Annotated in this window: 11 protein-coding genes and 2 tRNA genes; 8 read left to right on the forward strand and 5 right to left on the reverse strand. The window is 38.9% G+C overall.

Annotated elements, in window-relative coordinates; genetic code table 11:
* From LV704_RS08805 to LV704_RS08825, 5 genes are all read left to right on the forward strand, one after another.
* Positions 1-14403 (forward strand): T9SS type B sorting domain-containing protein, encoded by a 14403-nt coding sequence (locus LV704_RS08805; RefSeq protein ID WP_163420738.1) that lies wholly within the window; start codon positions 1-3, stop codon positions 14401-14403.
* A 19-nt stretch (positions 14404-14422) separates the two neighbouring features.
* The gene (locus LV704_RS08810) at positions 14423-15373 is read left to right on the forward strand and encodes a type IX secretion system membrane protein PorP/SprF (protein ID WP_233782183.1); all 951 of its coding nucleotides are present in this window, start codon (positions 14423-14425) and stop codon (positions 15371-15373) included.
* A gap of 43 nt (positions 15374-15416) precedes the next feature.
* Positions 15417-15773, forward strand: coding sequence for a dihydroneopterin aldolase (folB, locus tag LV704_RS08815; protein WP_163420736.1), 357 nt, complete (start codon positions 15417-15419; stop codon positions 15771-15773).
* 58 nt (positions 15774-15831) lie between these two features.
* Positions 15832-15903 (forward strand) — tRNA-Cys (locus tag LV704_RS08820).
* A 90-nt stretch (positions 15904-15993) separates the two neighbouring features.
* Positions 15994-16064 (forward strand) — tRNA-Cys (locus tag LV704_RS08825).
* A 32-nt stretch (positions 16065-16096) separates the two neighbouring features.
* On the opposite strand, the gene LV704_RS08830 is transcribed toward LV704_RS08825, so the two are convergent.
* From LV704_RS08830 to rnr, 3 genes are read right to left on the reverse strand one after another with little or no spacing between them, the layout of a single operon-like run.
* Positions 16097-16756, reverse strand: a complete 660-nt coding sequence (locus LV704_RS08830; RefSeq protein ID WP_163420735.1) for a LysE family translocator — start codon at positions 16754-16756, stop codon at positions 16097-16099.
* Between the two features lie 4 nt (positions 16757-16760).
* Positions 16761-17441 (reverse strand): head GIN domain-containing protein, encoded by a 681-nt coding sequence (locus LV704_RS08835; protein WP_163420734.1) that lies wholly within the window; start codon positions 17439-17441, stop codon positions 16761-16763.
* Positions 17442-17491: 50 nt separating this feature from the next.
* Complete coding sequence (rnr, locus tag LV704_RS08840) at positions 17492-19675, reverse strand: ribonuclease R (protein WP_163420733.1); 2184 nt, start codon at positions 19673-19675, stop codon at positions 17492-17494.
* A 584-nt stretch (positions 19676-20259) separates the two neighbouring features.
* Between rnr and rpiB the strand changes: the two genes are divergently transcribed.
* Genes rpiB through LV704_RS08855 form a run of 3 tightly spaced genes read left to right on the forward strand, consistent with a single transcriptional unit; the run spans position 20260 to position 22064 of the window.
* Positions 20260-20691 carry a ribose 5-phosphate isomerase B gene (gene rpiB / locus LV704_RS08845; protein WP_163420732.1) on the forward strand — a complete coding sequence of 144 codons (432 nt, stop codon included), beginning with the start codon at positions 20260-20262 and terminating at the stop codon, positions 20689-20691.
* Between the two features lie 15 nt (positions 20692-20706).
* Positions 20707-21624 (forward strand): cation diffusion facilitator family transporter, encoded by a 918-nt coding sequence (locus tag LV704_RS08850; protein ID WP_163420731.1) that lies wholly within the window; start codon positions 20707-20709, stop codon positions 21622-21624.
* On the forward strand, positions 21624-22064 hold the full coding sequence (locus tag LV704_RS08855) for a GNAT family N-acetyltransferase (RefSeq protein ID WP_163420730.1): 441 nt from the start codon (positions 21624-21626) through the stop codon (positions 22062-22064). Before LV704_RS08850 ends, LV704_RS08855 begins: the two co-directional genes overlap by 1 nt.
* Positions 22065-22066: 2 nt before the next feature.
* On the opposite strand, the gene LV704_RS08860 is transcribed toward LV704_RS08855, so the two are convergent.
* Together LV704_RS08860 and dcm are read right to left on the reverse strand one after the other, a co-directional pair.
* On the reverse strand, positions 22067-22675 hold the full coding sequence (locus LV704_RS08860) for a hypothetical protein (protein WP_163420729.1): 609 nt from the start codon (positions 22673-22675) through the stop codon (positions 22067-22069).
* On the reverse strand, positions 22653-23900 hold the full coding sequence (gene dcm / locus LV704_RS08865) for a DNA (cytosine-5-)-methyltransferase (RefSeq protein WP_163420728.1): 1248 nt from the start codon (positions 23898-23900) through the stop codon (positions 22653-22655). Before dcm ends, LV704_RS08860 begins: the two co-directional genes overlap by 23 nt.
* Between the last annotated feature and the right edge of the window lie 13 nt (positions 23901-23913).

Raw genomic sequence — 23913 nt, forward strand, 5'->3', positions numbered from 1 at the left:
ATGACCAATCACTTTCTTAAAACGGTTCTATGCCTCATCGGCATATGGTTTATAGGCTTTAAAGGTCAAGGTCAAGAAGTACCCTTTACTCCCAGACTTAATGATGGTGGAAACACCTATCTAAACATTAAGGGGGATTACACCTTCTTATCCAATAGTGTCATGAACCGTGTTCTAGCTGATGGAACAGGTGTTAACACCCCATACAACGGCAGTGGAAGTAATAACAGTCTACACATTGAATACGTGGATGTGGACTCTGACCCAACCACATATAGTTCTAGTAGTTCAACACTGTCTGTTCCAGATTGTTCGCAGATATATTGGGCAGGTTTATACTGGGCCGGTAATTATGATGAAGAACGGAAAAATCAAGCCGGAGATTTTAACAACAATTTTACTGTAGATAACAACCACTATGACGTTACTGCCGTAAAACTTATGGTCCCTGGCGGAAGCTATGTTGATCTCGTGGCAGACAACAATCCTGATCCCGTAGGGGAAGATGACGCCATTATTGTGGATGGATATAATACGCTGCCAAATGATCCATATGTATGCTACAAAAATGTAACCTCATTACTGCAAGCGCTTCCCGATCCAGATGGAGAATACACTGTTGCAAATGTTAGGGGTACAAGAGGGTCTACAAACCATGGTGCGGCCGGTTGGACTTTAGTTGTCATTTATGAAAATCCCACTTTAACAGGTAAATATATATCTGTTTTTGATGGATATGAGGGTATAACAACACAATCTGGAAATAGTACTGCAGATATAACCGTTTCAGGGTTTAATACCATTCCTGTTGGGCCAGTAAATGCTAGAGTTGGTGTAAGTACTCTTGAGGGTGAATCTTCTTTGGATGGAGATACATTTGGTATTGTTTCAAACAGCAGCTCCACTTTTACTGATATTACCAATGCCGCAAATCCCGACGATAATTTTTTCAATTCTACCATTACTGAAGATGGGGTTAATGTAGCCTCCAGAAACATTAATAGTACCAATGCCATCGGTTTTGACTCAGATGTTTTTGATTTGAACAATTTTGGCAATAGTATCATCGATAATGGAGACACTAGTGCAACCCTTAGGCTTGGTACAAGCAGGGATTGGTTCGCCTCTTTCTTGGTAACCTTTGGGGTAGAAATTATTGAGCCCGACATTGTTCTGGAAAAAAAGGTTCAAGACATTGGAGGTGTAGATATTACAGGTCAGGGTGTTAATCTGGGTCAAGTTTTGGATTATGTGCTTTCCTTTGTCAACACTGGTAATGATGATGGTACGGCATATACCATTAGGGATGTTCTTCCAGCAAACGTTACCTTGGATGAAACTACGATAACAGTACCTACTGGAGTCACGTATACATATGATTCGAGCTCAAGGGAGGTTATATTTACTATTCCTGATAACTTAATAGAGGAAGGAGATCCTATTTCCGAAATTCGAATGCGGGTCCAAGTGGCCCAAAACTGTTTCGACTTTGTTGATGCCTGTACGGATATCATTCAAAACTTAGCATATTCCACATATGAAGGAGTCATAAATCCTAACCAGATTAGTGATGATCCCAGTGTATCGGATTTTGATGATTGCGGGTTTACCACACCTGGGGCAACCAACTTTTTGTTGGACGATTTAAGCGCTTGTAGTTTTACTAGACCAGCAGAATTATGTGGGGATACTATTTTATTGGATGCAGGAGACAATTTTGATTCTTATACCTGGTATTTGGACGTGGACTCGTCTGGAACCATAAATGCAGGGGACACTATTGTAATAGACCTTGCGCCTGATGGAGACCCAAGCACCATTGTGGTAGATGAACCGGGAACATACATAGTTGATAAAGAGGTGGCCGACCCTTGTAAGGATTTTATAGAAATCATAGAGGTTTCGCGCTTTGCAGATGGGGCTGCGCTTACCAATCCAATCACCGACTTAATAAACGACACCACCAATACCGTTGAAGGAGAAATTTTAATCTGTCCAAACGATGGTAGTGAACTACCAGAAATATTTCTGTGCGGTTTAAACGATACTGAACTTGTTCAAATTAGTATTTTAAATTCGAGCAGTATTGTTTGGGAACAGTTGGATGAAGCGGCAAGTGCCGCCGCAGCGGTTGCCTGTAATGCACCAAATCCTGTGCCGGCTGCTCCACCATCAGGGTGTGCTAATACCGATCCATGTACTGTTTGGACCAACGTTGGCACTGGAAATGATTTTCTGGCATCCGATGCTGGTGAATATCGTGTAACCGTTAACTACCCAGATGGTTGTTTTAGACGATTCAATTTCAACGTTTTTAAAAATCCACTAGATCCCCAATACACTTCTAGTGATATTATCTGTGCTACAGATGGTAATATTACCATAACCAACATGCCTTTGGATTATGAGTATCGTCTTATAGACCAAGGAACAGGAAATGTTTTGGTGGGTTATAACCCAGACCCAAGCTTTACCATTACCAATAATGGTGCATACACTGTTGAAATGAGACAGCAAGGTGTAACAGATGGTTGTGTATTTATCTTAGATAATATTGGTATTCTTGATAGAGATTTTCAGGTTGATGTTGAAACAACTGATACCAATTGTAACGGTCTGGGAGAAATAGAAATTTCCATTCTAAATGTAGAGGCACAATATTATTATGAAATATCTCAAGGAGGAACAGTTGTAGATACATTTGGTCCATCCAACGATAACAACTATACGTTTGAAAATTTAAATGATGGCATTTATGACATAGCCATTTCTACAGATGATGGGTGTTCTTATACGGAACAAGTAACCATAAACGATCTAACTAATTTGGCGGCAACTGCTCTTACAACCAAAAATATAGACTGTACAGATGGTGTTATCACGGTTACGGGTGCGGGTGGTTTTCCAAACCCTGATTATGCCTACGCAATATGGAGTTACAACGGTGTTGATTTATATCCATCTGTTGGAGATATTCCAGGCGGCGCTTATCAGATTCTAAACAATTTTACCTTCACTAACGGTGAAGAGGGTGATTATGAATTCATAGTTGTTGATGGCAACAACTGTTCTTTTGTATCTAACAGTGTTTCCATTGCCGTTTCTGCTTCAGTGCAATACACCACAGCCACAACTGATGAAGTTTGTTTTGGTGCGGAAGATGGAACCATTTCAATAAACATTACCAACTCGAATGGATATGATGTCCGCTTTAGACTTTTAGACGATTTAGGAAATACCATTACCAATAACAACTCTGGAAATTTTACCGGGTTAGCTCAAGGTGATTATAGGGTCCGTATAAGACAACGTCCTTCCGGAACTACTGATAACTGTTTCTTTTTTGAAGATTTTACTATCGGTGGACAAGCCTCAGGGATTAGTGGAAACGCTACAATGATTCAAGATTACACTTGTTTGCAGGATGGTATTATTGAAGCTCAGAACGTAGCTGGTGGTACCGCTCCCTATGAATATAGCATTGACGGTGTAAATTTCTTCAAGGGAGTAGGTGCTGAGACTTTTTCCAACCTTACAAATGGAACGTTCAACATTACCATTAGAGATGCCAACAACTGTACTTTCGTAACCAACGGAATAACCTTTGACCCATTAAATCCACCTTCAGATTTAACCTTTACAGCTTCCACACCAAACTGTCCGGCGTTGACATCTGATGTTACGGCAACAGTAGTAGATGGAAATACTCCTTTCGTTTTTGAGATTGTTGCTCCGGCTCCAATAGCTGCAACTTCTACAACGGGAGGTTCTGCAGATTTTGATGGTCTTGCTCCAGGAACCTACACCTTTAGGGTGACAGATGACAAAGGATGTACTTATGATGAATCTTTTACAATAAATCCAGTTTCTCAAATCAATGTTTCTGGACAATTAATAAGCAATATTACATGTTTAGGGGACACCGATGGTGAAGTGACGTTCACCGTTGCCGACTTCAATACAGACTACGATTACACAGTAACAGGTCCTGCCAATTTCAACGGCAGCAGCCAGACAGCAGCCACAATTCCTTTGACAGGATTAGCGGATGGAACTTATACTATTGTGGTTACAGACAATTTAACCAACTGTACGGCTACAACCGACGTTACCGTTAACGCTCCAGCCGCAGCGCTAACTTTGAGTGCTGCAGAAACACAACCAACCTGTCCTACGGACGGGAGTGTGATTTTGACCTCAACAGGTGGTTGGGGAGGCAACACATTTGCCTTGACAAATCCAGATGCAACTCCTTTTGGCACAAATGCCACAGGAGCATTTAATGGGTTGACTCAAACAGGAACATATAGTGCATCGGTTACAGACGTTAATGGATGTGTGGTCACAACAACTTTTGATCTTGACCCCGCTATTGCTCCAGTGCTTGCAATAGTTCCAAATGACACTTGTTATGACGATGCCGTAGGCTTAACGCTTACAGCAAATGTGACTTCTGGTGGTGATGGAAGTTTTGAATACAGCCTTAATGGCGGTGCTTTTGGGACTGGTAATGTTTTTGCCGGATTAACACCAGGAACTTATTCTATTGATGTAAGGGATGGGAAAAATTGTACCGATAGCGCATCTATAACCATTGATCCAGAATTAAGTGTTATCGCGTCGGCGCCAAATATTACAGCCTGTGCCGCAAGCACCAATGTAAATATAACTGCAGCAGGTGGTGATAACAATTATGTCTATGCCATAGTAGCTGACGGAGTTTCTCCAACAGTGTTTTCCACAACCAATCCTGTAAGTATAACAGGGGCTGGCGATTATGATGTTTATGTAAGGGACAATGCAGGTAATCCAGGTTTTTGTGAAGTTTCATTTGACCTAAATATTGTCCAAGATGCTCCTTTGGCGCTTTCAATTGTAGATACTGGAATTCAATGTAGTGGAGAGGCACAAGCTACCATAACCATAACTGCTAGTGGAGGGGAAGCTCCATATCAATACAGTATTAACAACGGAACAACTTATCAGCCTTCCAACACTTTTGTAAATCAACCAGCAGGAAGTTTTAACATAAGGGTTAGAGATGCCAACAATTGTGATATTACGGAAATCTATAATATCACAGAGCCATTGACCCTTTCTGCATCTGCCGCGGTAACGCAATTGGCAGAATGTAACCCAGGTCTTGGTGCTGAAGTAAGAATTACAAATGCCATTGGGGGTACTGCACCTTATGAATATAGTTTTGATGGTGGAACCAATTACAATGCAAATCCTATTGGATTTCTTCTACCTGGAACTCATACGTTGTTTATCCAGGATGCTAATAACTGTACATTCCCAATGACGGTTACTATTGATCCAGAACCAACTCCTCCGGGTGTAACCGCTGCAATAGATTATGAATGTGATGGTGAGGGAATCATAACTATTACTCCAGATAACGCAGGATATAGTTATACCTATGAAATTGATGCAACGCCAAACACACCGAATACTTCCAATGTGTTCAATAACGTGTTGGTGGGCTCACATACTATTACGGTTAACTACACTAACAATACACCTCCATCTCCAAGTGTGCTTTTACTTGAAGATTTTGGTGCTGGTGTAAACACTCCTATCTCCGAAATCGACCCCGCCTATTGCTATGAGCCTCAGGATGGAAGCGCTAGCCTTTGCGGTTTTGGAACAGATACTCACATACAGGATGGGGAATACTCTGTTACTCAACTAATCGTTAACCCTTATGGATCATGGGTTAGTCCAAACGACCATACTGGAATTGCAAATGGTAGATTCTTGGCAATTAACGTTGGCGGTGTAGCTGGTGTTGGTGGTGTGGTATACCAAAAAACATCCGTTGAAGTAATACCCAATAGAGATATTACTGTTTCTCTATGGGCCTTTAACTTACAAAGAAGTGGAACTGGTGGGGGAGATCCTTCCATTGAAATTCAACTAGTAGATGGTGGTGGTGGAATAATAGCCAGCACAACTACTGGTAATGTTCCAAAAAATAACAATGCCAACGATTGGCAGAACTATTCTGTAAGCTTAAATCCTGGCGCAAACACCAATCTAGATATTGTAATTAGAACTAATTCAGCTGTAGTCAGTGGAAATGACATCGCCATAGATGATATTCAGGCCATACAAATACCTGAGATTTGTGCTGGAACCCTAACCGTAGATGTAGAGGTTGAAGCTGGAAATGCTTTTGGAGCTTCAATAACTGGTTTTTCAGATATCACCTGTAATGCTGCCAGTGATGGTACCATTACTTTTGAAGTAGAAAATTTTGATGCCGTAAATGGTTTTGAATATAGATTGGGCGGTGTTGGACCATATACAACAGCTTTTGCTAGCCCAGTTATAATTTCTGGACTCGGGCCAGCAACCCCTCATAACATTGAGGTTAGAGATGTATTGGACAATACCTGTTCAATTCCTTTGTCACAAGCATTGTCAGAACCCGTAGTTCTTGCAACAACGGCATCAATTACGGATGGAATAAGCTGTATAAATGGTGGTGCTACCATTACTGCCTCTGTTTCTGGAGGAACACCAGCATATGAGTACCAATTAGAAGATGGCGTTGGTGGCGTTATAACTGCCTACCAAAATTCAACTGTTTTCTCAGGACTTGCTGCAGGAGATTACATCGTACGCGCTAGAGACGCAAATGGTTGTGAAGACCCAATAGATACCGCATTAACAGTGGCTCCATTTATTCCAATTACCTACACCTTTACAGCTTGTTATGGTGGAAATAATGATGGTACCATTCAAATAGATGTTACTGCAGGTAATAATGACTATGAATTCAGCTTAGATGGAGGGCCTTGGGTAACACCAACTCCAGCTACCGCAACAACACATACGTTTACAAACCTTGCATCTGGAAATTATACCATTAATGTAAGAGATGGTTTTGGATGTACAGGAACATTGGAAAATGTAACTATCCATTCAGCTCCAACTATTGATGTAGTGGATATCAGCACCTGTGCAGACGGAAGTATAACCGTAACTGCTCCAGCTGCGTTAACAAACTTGGAATATGCTTTTGTGCCAACGACTACAAGTCCTACAGGCTTATTCTCTGCGACAAACACATTTGCTGTAACAACAGGAAATGATGGGGATTATGATGTTTATGTTAGAGATACTTCAGCTGCAAATGCATATTGCGATTTTATCGAAACAGTAACTGTTAATCCAGCTACTCCGCTAACCGTAACCAACACGCCAACAGATCCGTTATGTCATGATGGTACAGGTTCCATTTTTGTGGATATTACCTCGGGAATAGGTCCATATACCATTCAAATTATTGATTTGGACAATGCTGGAGCTTCAGACCAAACAGATACAAATGTATTACCTAGCAGCAGAACATACTTCAACTTAATGCCTGGGGATTATACCATAAATGTAACCGATGCAACAGGTTGTACTGCTTCTGAAACACCGGTAACTGTTGCGAATCCTGATGAGTTAACTGCCACAATTGTAGGCGCTACACCAATGAATTGCACCGGTTTACCTAGTGACTTTGGGTTTGATTTTACAGCTTACCCAACCACTTTGGGCACTATTCAATTTAGTGCGGATGGCGGAACAACATGGGTTGTTAATACAACTCCTGGAACAACAGATGAATTTAGAGGATACAATTCAGGCGATATTGTAAATCCTTCTATGAGAATTGTAGATGGATCGAATAATACGGTATGCCAAACAGATTTCCCTCCGTTTATCATTCCATATCCATTGGATGATTTGGACATTACTATTTTACCAATTGTAGTAAACTGTAACGAATTACAGGTAACTGTAAGAGGGCAAAACGGAACAGGTCCTTACGAGTATGCTTTTTCTGATGACCCAGCCAACTTTAACCCAGCGACGGCGACATGGACGGCCCCATTAGCTCTGGGCGTAACCCATACATTTTTAGGGTTGGTGCCTGGTAGATCATATACATTCTATGTTAGAGATTTTATAGGGTGTGTTAGGGGTAGTAGTGTTAACGTCAATGATATAATTACCGTTCCTTTGGATATTACTTCAGCTATTACACCTTCTTGTGACGGTGCCAGTAATGGAAGTATCACCTACACCGTAACGGATACTCAAGCGCCATTTGGACCACAGTTTAGATGGGAAGTTTTTGATATGACCACAGGAGTTCCTGTTTCTGTGGCAAACAGTGGAGGAAATGTCGCATTTTCTTCGCCTCAAAATATTCCTGTACCTGGTTTAGACGCTGGAAACTACTTTATAGAAGTGGTTGAAGTTGATGGTGGTGGCGTTGACAGTTGTATTGGAGCCACTGAAAACGAATTGTTGGAAGAACTAGATCCATTAACAGGAACACCTGCAGTATTGCAAGACATAAGTTGTGACACTCCGGGGTTGATTCAAGTTCAAAGCCCATTTGGTGGTGGCGGAACCTATACGTATACCGTAACTGGTCCGGCTCCATTTGTGACAATTGTGTCTACATCTGACAATCCAATAGAGATTCCCGCTAATTCTCCTGCTGGAAACTATCATGTAACCATTGAAGATCAGTATGGTTGCTCTACACCCTTGGGTAATGTTCCTTTAACACTTACGCCAAATCCAACTATTGATGCCATAGCAGTTGATAATTGTACAAACCCGTCAACAGTAACCATAACGGCAACAAGTGGTGCGGCTCAAGTATTGTATTCCTTGGATAATGGTACAACATATGCCGATAATGGAGGAATATTTAACAATGTAACCGCAGGAACATATAATGTTGCTATTTTGGACAGCAATGGTTGTTCTGCAACAAGCACAGTAACTGTTCACCCTGTTCTAGAGGTAGACATTGCCCTTACAAAACTGTTGGATTGTTCTGGAGCTCCAGATGATGCGCAAATTACTATAGAAGTCCTTGCTGGTTCTGGTGATAATCTAGGATTTGCTGGGAGCTACGACTATGAAATTACAGATGGTACGGGAACTGTGGTAGCCAAAACAGCATTGCTAAGCAACCCATTTGTTTTCAACACTACTACTCCAGAAAATTATACGATAACAGTTTATGACAACAACACTTCAACACCTTGTACAAGAGTCGCTAATATTGTTGTTGATCCGGCAATAACACCTTCATTCAATATCACTTCAAACACAAATATTACTTGTAATGGTGATGATGATGGAACTATTAATGTAAGTGCCATAGACAATGGCATTGGTGCATATGCCTTTGAAATCATTTCTGGTCCGGGAAGTTCTGCCGCATTCCCTATTTTACCAACCACCAATAGTGATGCTACAGCCAGCTTTACTGGATTGGAAGGAACCGCAGCTGGAATAACATATACTATAGAAGTTACTGCCGCGAATGGTTGTACTACAACACTTACGCAAGTAATCACTCAACCAGATCCAATCACCAATGTAGTTACAGAGGTTGTTGAGTTTGGATGTGCAACAGGAAACAATAGGGACAATGCGACTATTACTGTGAATACCGGTACTACACCGCTACCTACAGGGCCAATAGTAGGAGGTAGTGGAACTTATGTTATCTATGAATTCATTGAAGAAGATGATCCAAATACTGTTCCAATTGAAGCTCCTGTAGTTGTTCAGTCTGGAGCAAGTAATATATTCACTGAAACAGATCCAGCCGGAGGTGTATATACCATTAATGTTTATGATAGTAATGGTTGTTTTGCAACTGTAAATGAGACCATCAATCCATTTGATGAATTGTTAAGCGCAAGCGCAGCAATTGATGCTGTCGCCACTTGTGTGTCCGGAGAAAATATTACAATAACGGCTACTGGATCCATTACAAATTCAACTACTACACCCGCCAATTATGAGTTTAGGCATTTACCTGCAGGTGCTTTTCAGCCTTCAGGAAGTTTCACTGGCTTGGCAATCGGGATGCACAACTTTGAGGTTAGAAATACGGTAACTGGATGTATTATTACCACATCACATGAAGTTGTTGATCCACAAGTGCTTGACTTAATTGTGGTCAATACAACTAACATTACTTGTTTTGGTGATACCAACGGTACAGTAGAATTGAATCTCCAAGATGCTGGCGCAATAACGTATCCAAGTGCAACAAATTATACACTATACTATGATGTAAACAACACACCGACCAACTTACTAGATGATGTTACTTCAATTGGTTCAGATGCAGATGGTAATTTCACTATCAGCGCGCTAGCGGCAGGAACTTATTATATTGAAGTAGAGGATACAAACCCTCCTGGTTCTGCATGTACATATACACAATCATTCAACATTGCTGGTCCTAGTGTCGGTATTTCAGCCAACACTCAAGTTACTGATGTTACTTGTGCGCTTAATGATGGAATAATAGAAGTTATTAATGCCGCTGGTGGTTGGAGTGGATATACCTACTTTGTAGATTTAGCCTCAAACCCTGCACCAACATTCCCAGGAAGTTATCAAGCTTCTCCTCTGTTCTCTGGTTTAGCCGGTGGTGCTGGTCCAGGAACCGATTATCAGGTTTGGGTGGCAGATCAAAACGGATGTGAATTCCAGTTGCCCAACGAGAATTTGGTAGATCCAATCGCCATTACCGCAACACTTCAAATAAATCAAGATAATTGTACCGCACTTCAAGGAGAAATTGAAGTGACTGGAACAGCAGGAGGTCAAGGTTCAAACTACACCTATCAACTTGTCAGAAACGGAAGTAATGTGGGGTCCCCACAAACAAATACTGTATTCTCTGGGCTGGGCGCTGGTTCTTATGAGGTTTTGATTGCTGACCAGTGGTCTTGTTCCTCGACTATTGGACCTGTTATTTTATTGGATGAAATGATCGCTACTCCATCAGTTGTAAAACCAATTGATTGTACCGTAGATCCAGGTGGCCATATTACAATAACAATAACCGGAGGTTCTTCCAATTTGACCTACGATGTTGTTTTCCCAGATGCAGTTACAGCGCAATCGAATGCAACAGGAATATTCACTGGTTTGACACAACCTGGAACTTATTCTTTTACAGTAACTGATAATGATACAGGCGCTCCGTGTACCGTAATGGTTACCCAAGATCTTGACGACAAAGTTGATCCTGTAATCAGCAACGTTGTAGTAACGCCTGTGAGTTGTAATGGTGGCTCCGATGGCGCCCTTACTGTAGAACTGGACCCAGCAACTGTGGTTGACCCAGTATATACCTATGAACTCTACGAAATTTCAAATTTGGGCACTCCCTACAGGTTTGCACAAACTAGTGCAACATTTGACAACCTTCCGCAAGGAGATTATCGTGTTCGCGTAATTTCAGCAAGGGCTTGTGATGATTTCTATGATGAAACGGTTACCGAACCAAGTGCGTTGATTGTTTCTGCTACTGCCACACCATTTGCGTGTAACGCAAGCAACACGGTTAATACATCTACCATAACTGCAAGCGCTGCAGGAGGAATTGGGCCTTATTTGTATAGTATTGATAATACAAATTTCCAAACCTCTAATACTTTTGATATAATTGATAATGGTGCGGTTCAGAACATAACCGTTTATATCACTGATGCCAATTCCTGTTCAGAAACAGCTGTGGTTGCACCTATTGAACCTATCAATGTGTTTACTGCAAACATAACACTGAACAACGGCGGAATAAGCTGTGCGGGCCCAGAAGAAGTGTTGATTACCGTTACTGATAATGGAAACCCAGCAAACACCTATTCCTACGAGTTGTTGCCTGTTGGAAATCCATTGGGAAGCTTAACAGCAACACCCACAAATGTTACGTCAATATTTGATTTGACTGAACCTGGAAGTTATACCTTCAGAATCACAGATAATACTACAGGTTGTTATGTGGATACGGCCCCATATGAGATTTTACCTTATGATCTTATTGAAGTCGTTGCAACACCAACAGCTCCTGCTATCTGTTTTGGTGATACCAACGGCGCGCTGGAAATTAATGTGACTGGATATAGCGGAACATATGATTATGAAGTGTTCAATGCTGATGGAACTACCGCTGGATTAACTGGAAGTGGAAACACTAGCGCTAATCCGTTGACAATCTCTGGACTTGGTGGAGGAAATTATTTTGTAAGAGTAACCGAAACTTCAAATCCACTGTGTATTGAAGATTCGAATACCATAACCATTGTATCACCTGACATGGCATTGACAGCAACCCCTGTTGAAGTTGCCAATGTTACTTGTACCAATGATTTAGGGGAAATTGAAGTGTCACCAACTGGTGGATTTGCTCCATACGATATACAATTGACCAACACTACAACTACCCAAGTATACAATGTAACTGATGTGGTGAGTTTTGTATTCCCCGATCTTTCTGCAGGACTTTTTGATGTCCAGATTACAGATGACAATGGATGTATTATAAATGAACCTATTACCTTGGTTGAGCCTACTCCAATTACTGCGGATATTGATGCTACGCTAACAAATCTTGTTTGTTATGGAGATACCAATGCCACGGTAACTGCAATAAACGTGTTGAACGGAGAAGGGGTTTATCAATATGTATTGAATGTATACGACCCAACTGGTATCACAATTACATTTAGTTCTGGTGCACAATCAAGTCCTGATTTCAATAATCTTGGCGCAGGAATCTACAGTATTACTGTTTCCGATGGATGGAGCTGTGGTATAGAAACCGTTCAGGTTACCATTTCCGAACCTGTTGAGGTTATGGCCAATCTAATTCAATTAACTCAACTTACCTGTACTGCTCAGGCTCAAATAGAGCTTTCGGCCACAGGAGGAACTGGTCCTTATGAATTTAGTGTTGATGGAAGTCCTGGCTCATATACCACAATGGCTGGGGGAACAACTCATACATTCTCAGTGCCAGCAGGCCCTTATCAATATTATGTGCGCGATGCTTTCGGGTGTGATGCTATGATATCCAACCAGGTTACAGTTGACCCTGTTGTTCCTTTAGATTTAATCATAGATGACAACGCTGCCTTTGTTAATTGTACCGGTGAAGCTTCTGCAACCATTATTGCAACCGCTATAGGAGGATTAGGAAATTATTCTTACGAGCTCTTTACTGATGCTGGTTTGACCACTTCTGTGGCAGGGCCACAAAACACAGGTCAATTTAACACGCTTATGGCAGGAACATATTATGTAAATGTTACCAGCTTGGATTGTGATTTTACCAGTGGCGTGATTAATATCATCGACCCTGCTCCATTGCAGGTTGATACACTGGATTCTACAGATGTTACTTGTGCTGGACTAGAAGACGGTACCATAACTGTTGAGGTTTCTGGTGGAACTGGAGATATATTCTATGCCATAACACCAAACTTGAATCAATTTGATACTGAAAATACATTTACAGATTTAGCACCTGGCATTTATGATGTAATTGCCCAGGATAGTAATGGTTGTTTTGAAACTTTCCAGTTTGAAATCTTACAACCAGAGCCTGTTCAGGTACAAGCTATAAATGTTATGCACGAAGTCTGTTTTAATAGTGAAGATGGCTCGTTTGAATTAGATATTACAGGTGGTACAGCGCCTTATGAATCAAGTCTTAACTCCAATGCAGATGCAGATTATGTGCTGGACCAAGTCTTGTTCCAAAATCTTCCTGCAGGAACACATGTGGTTTTTGTAAGAGATGCCCAAGGTTGCGAATCCAATGTTTTTGTAGAAATCAATCCGGGAGTTAATTTGACGGCTACCGTTACACCAATTTATGAGTGTTCTGGTAACCTTCCAACAAACCGTTTGGAAATCGTATTTGAAGATCCAACTGTTTCAGGAGATGTCCTTTATGGTTTGGACACTTCAGATCCTGCGATGATGCAGCTGACGCCTGACTTTACCAATATCTTGGCAGGTGATCATACGCTAACCATTTTACACTCCAATGGTTGTCCTAATACTATTGATTTCAGTATAACCGGTTTTGAACCATTGACCTTGCTTTTAGAAAACAGCAACATCAATGAAATTACAGCTATTGCGGCTGGAGGTTTAGAAGATTATACTTTCTTCTTTGGTGATATTGATAATGGAACCGATAATACATTTATAATAAATAGAACCGACACTTATCCAGTGACCGTAATTGATCAAAACGGTTGTGAGGTTGTTATGGAGATTTTTATGGAATTCATAGATATAGAAACTCCTAATTTCTTTACCCCGGATGGAGATGGTTTAAACGATCGTTGGTTACCTGACAATTTAGAAGCATTTCCTAACGTACTAATGATCATTTTTGATCGTTATGGTAGAGAGCTCTATCGTATGGGCTATGGTGATAGCGGTTGGGATGGAATCTATAACAATACAGACCTTCCAACTGGTGACTACTGGTACATCATTAAGCTTCAGGGCGAGACGGATGACCGTGAATTTATTGGACATTTTACCCTTTATCGACAATGATAGCTTAACCTACAACATCATGTTAAAAAAACTTTATACCTCAATCTTTATACTCTCGCTAACCATTAGCGTTACAGCCCAGGAGTTGACCATTCCGCAGCTTTCTCAATACATTGCGGACAATCCTTTTTTAATGTCTCCAACCTATGCGGGTATTGGAGATCATATTAAGGTTCGTTTAAATGGGTTGACCCAGTGGGTAGGTATTGAGGATGCCCCAGACACACAAACATTGGCGGCAGATGCCCGAATAGGAAATAGGTCTGGGATTGGCATGCTTATGTATAATGATAGTAATGGGGAAACCAAGCAGAGAGGGGCAAGGGTTTCTTTTGCCCATCATCTAATTTTGAACAGATATGATGATATTTTTCTTTCTTTTGGCATCTCTTACAATTTCAATCAATTCAGAATTGATGTAGAAAACTTTAGGGATAACAACGGTCAACTTCCCACAGATGATAAATCCACGACCAATCACAATTTCGACCTAGGTTTTTTATATCGTTTGAACAAGTTCTATATCACTCTAAACGCATCCAACATTCTAAATAAGGATTTAGAACAATTTAATCCTGTTTTTGAGCCAAATACGTTACGTAACTATTATGCATATGCGGGTTATAGTATTTCTAAAAACAAAAACAGCAAACTAGAAATAGAGCCTTCTGTCTTTTTTCAATGGTTTGAAAGTGATGGCCGTTCCGTAACTGACCTGAACGCAAAGTTTCGATTCCATGATTTTGAGGACTACTACTATGTTGGTCTTACCTATCGTTTCCTAAATGATCAAGTTGGAAAGCCATTATATATTGCTCCAATAGCAGGTCTAAAAAAGAGCGATTTTTACTTTGGTTATTCTTACCAAGTAATTACAAATGAGATTTTAGGCTACAGTTCTGGTACTCACGTTCTAACTGTGGGTCTGGACCTTTTTCAAGGTATAAGTAATTGTAGGTGTATGTACTAATTATTTTGTTTAAGCTATTTTTGTCCCGCTTAACAAATTAGTTGTGGGGAAAATTAGAGTAAACAATATTAGGGTACACTCCAACCATGGGTGTCTTAAAGAAGAGATGTTGATTGGCAGTGATTATCGTGTAGATTTGGAAATCCATGCCAACCTATCCAAACCTTCCCAATCTGACAAGCTTTCCGAGACGGTAGATTATGTTCATTTAAACAACATTGTTAAAGAAGAAATGGCAATCCGTTCTAACCTTTTAGAGCATGTTGCCAAAAGAATTGTTGATAGGATTTTTTTAGAACTCACAATGGTCGATAAAGCCGAGGTGGAAGTATCAAAAATTAACCCACCGATGGGTGGTGATGTAGAAAGTGTTTCGGTGAAAGTAGAATATTCTCGATAAAAGCCTGTTTATTAATTCGCTATAACCCTAGGCTTTCATTAATTTTGTTTAATCAAATGGCATTGTGGTCGAATTGAATAGGCAAAATCTCGCAAAGGTTTTTATGGTGGTTCGAGTCCACCCGATGCCTCTAAAGTCGTTTCTATTTACAGAAACTTACATTTAGACTTGTTCCCCATTAAACATTCATAAAATATTTATAGATTTGCACCACTAAAACGGCATCGTGGCCGAGTGGCTAGGCACAGCTCTGCAAAAGCTTGTACAGCGGTTCGAATCCGCTCGATGCCTCTTCAAAAACCCAGCAATATTGCTGGGTTTTTTTATTCGCTTATTCTTTCAATACCATCTTTGATATTGAATTTTTCCTTGGGTAGAAAACCTTTTGTTATCAACACTATTCCACATACGATCAATACTACTCCCAGTCCCTTCTTAATTAGTACAATCCTTTCTTGTGTCAAATATCTTTTAAGCTGTTTGGCCAGCAGTATTTTGAACAGGTCTGTTATAAAATAAACAATTATAACCGTTCCAAAGAAAATGACTATTCTATTGGGATTATTATCTAAACTGGGACCTACAATTACAATCAGTCCCAACCAAAAAACAAGCACCCCAATATTGATGAAATTTAATAGGAATCCCTTCACAATAAGGCTTAAATAGGTTCCTGTTGAAACTTTTACATTGTCTTTCTTTGATGCTTTTTTAATGAATATAACGATACCATATATCAACAAAATCATTCCACCAAAAACGAATAGGCCCGGTTGATTGCTTAAGTTTTCCAATAATTGAAAACTACTGAAATACGCTATCAGTAAAAAAACTACATCAGCGATAATAACTCCTATATTAAAACTTACTCCCGCTCTAAAGCCTTTTATGGCGCTGGTTTCCAACAAGACAAAGAAAACAGGCCCTATCATAAAACTTAATAGAAATCCTAATGGAATAGCCGTTTGAATGTCTTCAATCATTTCTTCAGTTCACTCTTTTTATTTTTCCGCCAAATACGGTTTTTTCATCCATTTTCAATGGATTTCCATATACCAATACCTCTCCTCCTGCCTTAACGTTGGCTTTCACATATTCAGTTGCATAAATTTCTGCGTTTCCGCCAGCATTTACTGTTATAGTGGTGTATTTTGTTTTAAAGGCTTTTCCGTTATAAATTCCTCCTGTGTTGATAATAACATCTTGGTTATTGGAGAAGCCAGTAACAGCAATCTCTCCACCAGTAATGGCTTTTATTAACAGCTGTTCTGTTTGACAATTCACCACCAATTCACCACCTTCTTGAGCCTTCAGTTCTAAAACACCTTGAATAAATGGTTCTTCACATGATATTCTTGCATCCTCGTTTACATCTATTATTTTAAGTTCTTCAGTATGGTATAAATCTATAAATGTTCTATAGCCACTGAAAATTTTATCTATTTCCATCCGTAGTTTTAAAACCCCTGTATTGTTAACAATGGCCACTTTTTTGGTGTTGGCTCCCGTTATAACGGCCTTGTTTACATCAGATTTAATAAGGTTAATGGAAAGACCATCAAAACCCTTTACCGCTGTAAACTTTTCAAGTTCTTGTGTAATCTTTTCTTCTTGTGCGCATAGCGCATGAAAAGAGAACAACAACAATAAAACCTTTACTATTTTCATGAGTTACAAATTGATTCTCAATGCATAACAAAATTTATTCCAAAAAAGTATCACTGTTTTTTACCAATCAACGAAAAATCCAAATGTCGTTTGATTAAATCCGTGTTTTTTACCATGACCATTACTTCATCTCCCAACTGGTACATTCGTTTAGAGCGCTCCCCAATAATTGCAAATTGTCTATCATCAAAAGTGTAATAATCATCTTTTATATCACGTATGCGCACCATTCCCTCGCATTTATTTTCTACAATCTCAACATAAATCCCCCATTCCGTTACACCTGATATTACTCCCAAAAACTCACTGTCCTTATGGTCTTCCATGAATTTTATCTGCATATATTTAATGGAATCCCGCTCTGCACTGGAGGCCAATAACTCCATACTTGATGAGTGCTTGCATTTTTCTTCATACAAAGCTTGCTGGGGTGGTTTTCCACCATCTAGATAATGTTGCAATAATCTATGTACCATTACATCTGGATATCTTCTTATTGGTGATGTAAAGTGACTATAATATTCAAAACCCAATCCATAGTGACCAATATTCTCAGTAGTGTAAATAGCCTTGCTCATACTACGGATAGTCAATGTATCTACCAAATTCTGTTCTTTCTTTCCTTTTACATCTTGCAGTAACTGATTTAAAGAACTATTGATACTCTTTTTATCCTTTAGGTTAATACTATGACCAAATTTTGAAATGACTCCATTTAAAGCTATTAATTTATCTTCATCTGGCCGGTCATGAATACGATAAACAAAAGTCTTTTTTTGTTTGCCAATAAATTCCGCTACTTTCTTGTTTGCCAAGAGCATAAATTCTTCAATAAGTTTATTGGCATCCTTTGCTTCTTTAAAGTACACACCTTCTGGTTCGTTATTTTCAGAAAGGTTAAATCTAACTTCTATTTTATCAAAAGAAATAGCGCCATCATCCATGCGTTTTTTTCGCATGATTTTCGCAAGCTTGTTAAAAGTCAGCGTTGCTTCCACCACATCCCTAGAAACTTCATAACTACCTTCTCTAATTGAAATATCCTCTGGAATGGTCGCCTGTTCTGTTTCTATAATATGTTGTGCTTCCTCATACGCAAAGCGCTCATTTGAATTAATCACAGTTCTTCCAAACCATTGGTTGATTAAATTGGACTTTTCATCCATTTCAAAAATTGCGGAAAACGTATATTTTTCCTCATTCGGTCTCAAGGAACACGCGTTGTTCGATAAAACTTCTGGAAGCATGGGAACAACCCTGTCCACTAAATAGACCGATGTTGCCCTTTCGTAAGCTTCATCTTCCAAAATGGTATTGGGTTGTAAATAATGAGATACATCTGCAATGTGAATTCCTATTTCAAAATTCCCATTTTCCAACTTTTGAAAAGAAAGGGCATCATCAAAATCCTTGGCATCCTTTGGATCAATCGTAAAAGTGAGTACATTTCTCATGTCTCTCCTTTTAGAAATTTCCGATTCTTTTATTGACGTATCCAAAGTCTGGGCAAATTGCTCTACCTCATAAGGAAATTCATAAGGTAATCCGTACTCCGCCAGAATTGAATGAATCTCTGTATTATGTTCTCCCGGTTTTCCCAGTATTTGAGTAACTTCTCCATAAGGCGAATCAGCATCTTTTGGCCAATCACCCAAATCAACTAAAACTTTATCTCCATCTTCCGCTTTGTTAAGCTTCTCCATGGGAATAAATATATCCTTGTACATTCTCGAGTCAGATGGTCTTACAAAAGCAAAGGTCTTTTGTTTATCAACAATACCAACATATGAGGTTTTCTTACGTTCTAGAATCTTTGCTATTTCTCCTTCTGGCTTCTTACCATTACGTCTAGGTTTAAGAAAAACTTCTACACTGTCACCATGTAAAGCTCTGTTTAAGCGATTATACGGAACAAATATATCATCATCCAGTTCATCAACAACGATATAAGCATTTCCGCTAGAGGTCAAATCAACCTTTCCAGTAAAATATGTATGGAGTGAAGGTTTCTTTTTAAACTTTCCGCGTTCTTCTTCTATAATTCTGTCCGTTGATTTAAGTTGCCCTAATCGTTTTATTAATTCATTTCTGTCCTGAGTATCTGTAATACCAAGTTTAGCAGCTATTTGTTTATAATTAAAGCTTTTGGAGGGTTCTTTTTCTAATACTGTAAAAATGCCTTTTGTTATCTCGTTCTTTCTTTGACTTCTTGTCCTCTTCTTTTTCTTTGACATTTATATTTTTAATTTTTGGAAAATTACAAATTATAATCCTTGACAACAGAGGTAACATAAAACTAATCCAAAACAAGAAGTAGTTTTATTAACATTATTAAATAATATTCTTTTTGCTTTTTTAAATTAATATAAAAATGGTGATGATGATTGTTTGTTGAAATGTGGAATAAATTATTTAAGAAAAAGTTGCTTTGAACACATAAAAGTTTTTGTTCACAATCTTTAATTATAAAATTGAATTAGAAATCAAAGGATTAGATTTTTTATAAACGATATTTAATAAGTGTTTTCAACATCAAATTATTGAAAATTAAATATTGATTTAATGTTAACTAATACAATTTAATGTTTCTTACGTGTTGATTAATTTTTAATTGAATATAGGTTGATGATTGAATAATAATAACTAATGGAATTATTTTACTGAACAACAAAACTTATTTTTAGTAAAAGAATAAACAAAACAAGCGCTTTTACAAATAGCTGATATATAGTAAGATGGAAAGATTCAGTAATTTTTATCAACACACCTCCATTAAAAGAATTGTACCTTTGTAAAGCATCATATTAAAACAATAACGATGAAAATAGCAATAGGGAATGACCACGCGGGCACGGATTACAAATTAGCCATTATTGGTCTATTAAAATCTAAAGGTATTGAAGTTATTAATTATGGTACCGATGGCACTGACAGCGTAGATTATCCAGATTTTGCACATCCCGTTGCAACGGATGTTGAAGAAGGTAAGGTTGACCTTGGTATTGTAATATGCGGTAGTGGAAACGGTGCAAGTATGACGATAAATAAACACCAAAAAGTTAGAGGAGCGCTTTGTTGGACAAAGGAGATAACAGCACTGGCAAGAGAACATAATGATGCGAATGTTTTAAGTCTTCCTGCACGTTTTATTGCCTTACAACAAGCTTTGGAAATGGTTGAAACTTTTTTGAGTACGGAATTTGAAGGGGGACGACACGAAAGAAGAGTCGAAAAAATAGCCTGTAGATAGAACAAATAAAAACTCATGGGGCACCATCACCACCATGGTCACTCACATTCTCACGATAGTCTTAAAGGAAGAAACTTATTAATTTCCATTCTTCTCAACATAGCCATAACCGTTTCTCAGGTAATTGGCGGTATTATTTCTGGCAGTCTTGCCTTGTTATCAGATGCACTTCATAATTTTAGTGATGTTCTTTCCTTAATAATAAGTTATGTGGCTACCCTGTTGGGACGTAAAAAGGCTTCTAAGAACAAAACATTTGGTTACAAACGAGCTGAAATTTTAGCAGCCTTTATTAATGCGGCAACATTGATGGTCGTTGCAGTCATTTTGATGATTGAGGCGGTAGAACGGTTTTTTGAACCTCAGGAAATTGAATCGAGTCTTGTTATTTGGTTGTCTTTGATTGCTATTTTAGGAAATGGGTTCAGTGTGCTTTTGTTAAAGAAGAATGCTGATGAAAATATGAATATGAAATCAGCCTATCTTCATTTGTTAACGGATATGATGGCTTCTGTTGCTGTACTTGTAGGCGGATTATTGATGAAATTTTTCCAAATATATTGGGTTGACGCTGCCTTGACCATGGCCATTGGCATATACCTGATTTATATGGGGTATGATTTATTAAAAGAATCTACAAAAGTGTTGATGTTGTTCACTCCAAAAAGCATTGTTGTTAAAGAAATTGTTGAATCTATTTGTACCATAGACCCAGTTAAAAACGTGCATCATGTTCATATTTGGCAGCTTAATGAAGAAGAAATACATTTAGAGGCTCATATCGATTTTAAGGAAGATATTAAGCTTTCTGAGTTTGATGAAATATTGGAAAAAATAGAGGAACATGTATACCATAAACACGGAATCAACCATGTTAACATTCAGCCAGAGTTTGATAAATGTGATTCTAAAAGCGTAATCGTACAAGATTGATGGAGCTAGTAACAAAAACTTTTGAAGAATTGTCCACAAAAGAACTGTACCAAATCTTGCAGTTGCGAAGCGAAGTTTTTGTAGTGGAGCAGGATTGTGTGTACCAAGATGTGGATGGCAAGGACGAAAAAGCACTACATGTTTTAGGTATTAAAAACAAAAAGATAGTGGCCTACACCCGCATTTTTAAACCTGGTGATTATTTTAAAAATCCGAGCATTGGAAGAGTGGTGGTGAGCAAAGAAGAACGTAAATACGGCTATGGCAAAGTAATTATGGAAGCCTCTGTTAATCAAATGAACAAAAGATTCCCAAATAATTCTATAGAACTTTCAGCACAAACATATCTTATAAAGTTTTATACTGATTTAGGTTTTAAAACTCTTGGCGAAGAATATTTGGAAGATGGCATTCCACACATAAGAATGATTAGAAAGTAAGGTCAAACGAACTTTTTAGCTACTCCTGTTCGTATCATAAAATCTAGTTTTAAAATGAGGTTTACCGGGCTTTCAGCCTTGTTTTTTCGAGAAAAGAACAAATAGCCTTCGGTTTTTGGATTAAGGTTTTCTAAAACCAGTTTTCCGTGAAAATCTTTTTTACAGGAGATAATTTCTTTTAAAAATACTTGTGTCAAACCCCTTTCAGCAAGAAACAAAATCAATTTTCGCCGATTTACAAAAGTGATATTACAAGAGGTATAAACGCCATCCTCATCTGAAAAAATGCTTGTGATCAGCGCATAAAAATGGGTTTGTTTGGTATCATCAAAAAGCCACCCAGGTTTTTCAACACTGTTTTTTAGGTAACAAAGCTCAAAAGCAAAGGTTGGGAGAGATTCGTTCACATAATCCAATTGTGCTTTTTCATCCACAAAGAAAGGTTTTAGGCTTGTTTTGTTCTTAAGAACAAGGTCTATGCCCTTCAATTGTTGTTTTAGGCTTTGGATACGTTCAAAATCGTAAAACCGCAAACGTTTTTGGTAATAGTAATCTAATAATGTTGCTAATCTTTTTTCTTTGGCCAGGTCAGCTTTGAAATTGCTTTTCAAGGTTTTTTATTTTCTGGAACAAGGCATTGCCCATTTGTTCCACGACACCCACCACTAGCGCATTGCCCATAAAAAAAGCTCTTTTGGTATCGGATATGCCATCCAATTTGGTGTGATTGTCAGGAAACATGTTCAACCGTTCCAATTCAACAGGAGAAAGTCTTCGGAGCCCTGCAGAGGTTTGGACTACGTGCTTAAACCGGGACGGGGATTTACCGCCCTCACCGGTTATTATTGTTCTGGAAGGTTGATCAAGGGCATCAGGAAACACCATACTGCCCTCACTGTAATTATATTCAAAACCAGCTTTGGTTTTACGAATTTCTTTCTTTCCCCCTTTTAGATATTGCCATTTAGGCAAGTCGCCTTCAGGAATAAATAAGTTTTCACTTGCGGAACCATTTTCCAAAACATCAGAAAGAACCGTCCGATTCTCACCATAAGAGGGACTTGATTTTAAAGTAGAGACTTTACCATCAATGCAAACACCTGAATTTAAGAAAGGAGAAAGACCTTTATCAGAATTAAAAGAATCAGATAAAGACACTAGATTTTCCTCAAGGAAAAAAGAATCCATGTTTTGCACTGCGCTTTGGGTTGGAAAAGCTGATGAGATAACACCCTGTTCAAGCAACCACTCTTTAGGAGGTGAACTTTTAAATTTTTTATATATGGCCGTTGATTTATGGTACCCCAAGAAAAACACTCTTCTCCTGCGCTGGGGCATGCCATAATCAGCGGCATTGATTACCCTCCATTCCACCGCATAACCCAAATCGTTTAGACTTCTAAGCATTACTGCAAAATCTCGACCTCTTTGATTGGACGGGGATTTAAGAAGTCGGTCAACATTTTCCAAAAAAAGGTATTTGGGCTTTATTTTTTTTTCTGAGAGAATACGATGAATGGACCACCAGAGCACTCCTTTTTTCCCAATAAGCCCTTTGGAATTTTTAAGCGTGGTGGCTACGGAATAATCCTGGCAGGGAAAACCGCCCACTAAAATATCATGATCAGGCACCTCAGAAGTAGGTACTTCTTCAATATTGACGTTGGAATGATTTTTAGGGCCAAACTTAGCTTCATAAACTAAAGAAGCATGTTGTGCTTTTGTAGAAGGCTCCCATTGATTGCTCCAAACCACATTGTAATGGCCTGTCTTTTCTAAACCCAATCGAAACCCGCCCACACCAGCAAAAAGCTCGCACACTTTTAGTTGTTGCATGGTCAAAAATAAG

The organism is Flagellimonas sp. CMM7, assembly GCF_021390195.1.
In the GTDB taxonomy this organism is placed as follows: Bacteria; Bacteroidota; Bacteroidia; order Flavobacteriales; family Flavobacteriaceae; genus Flagellimonas.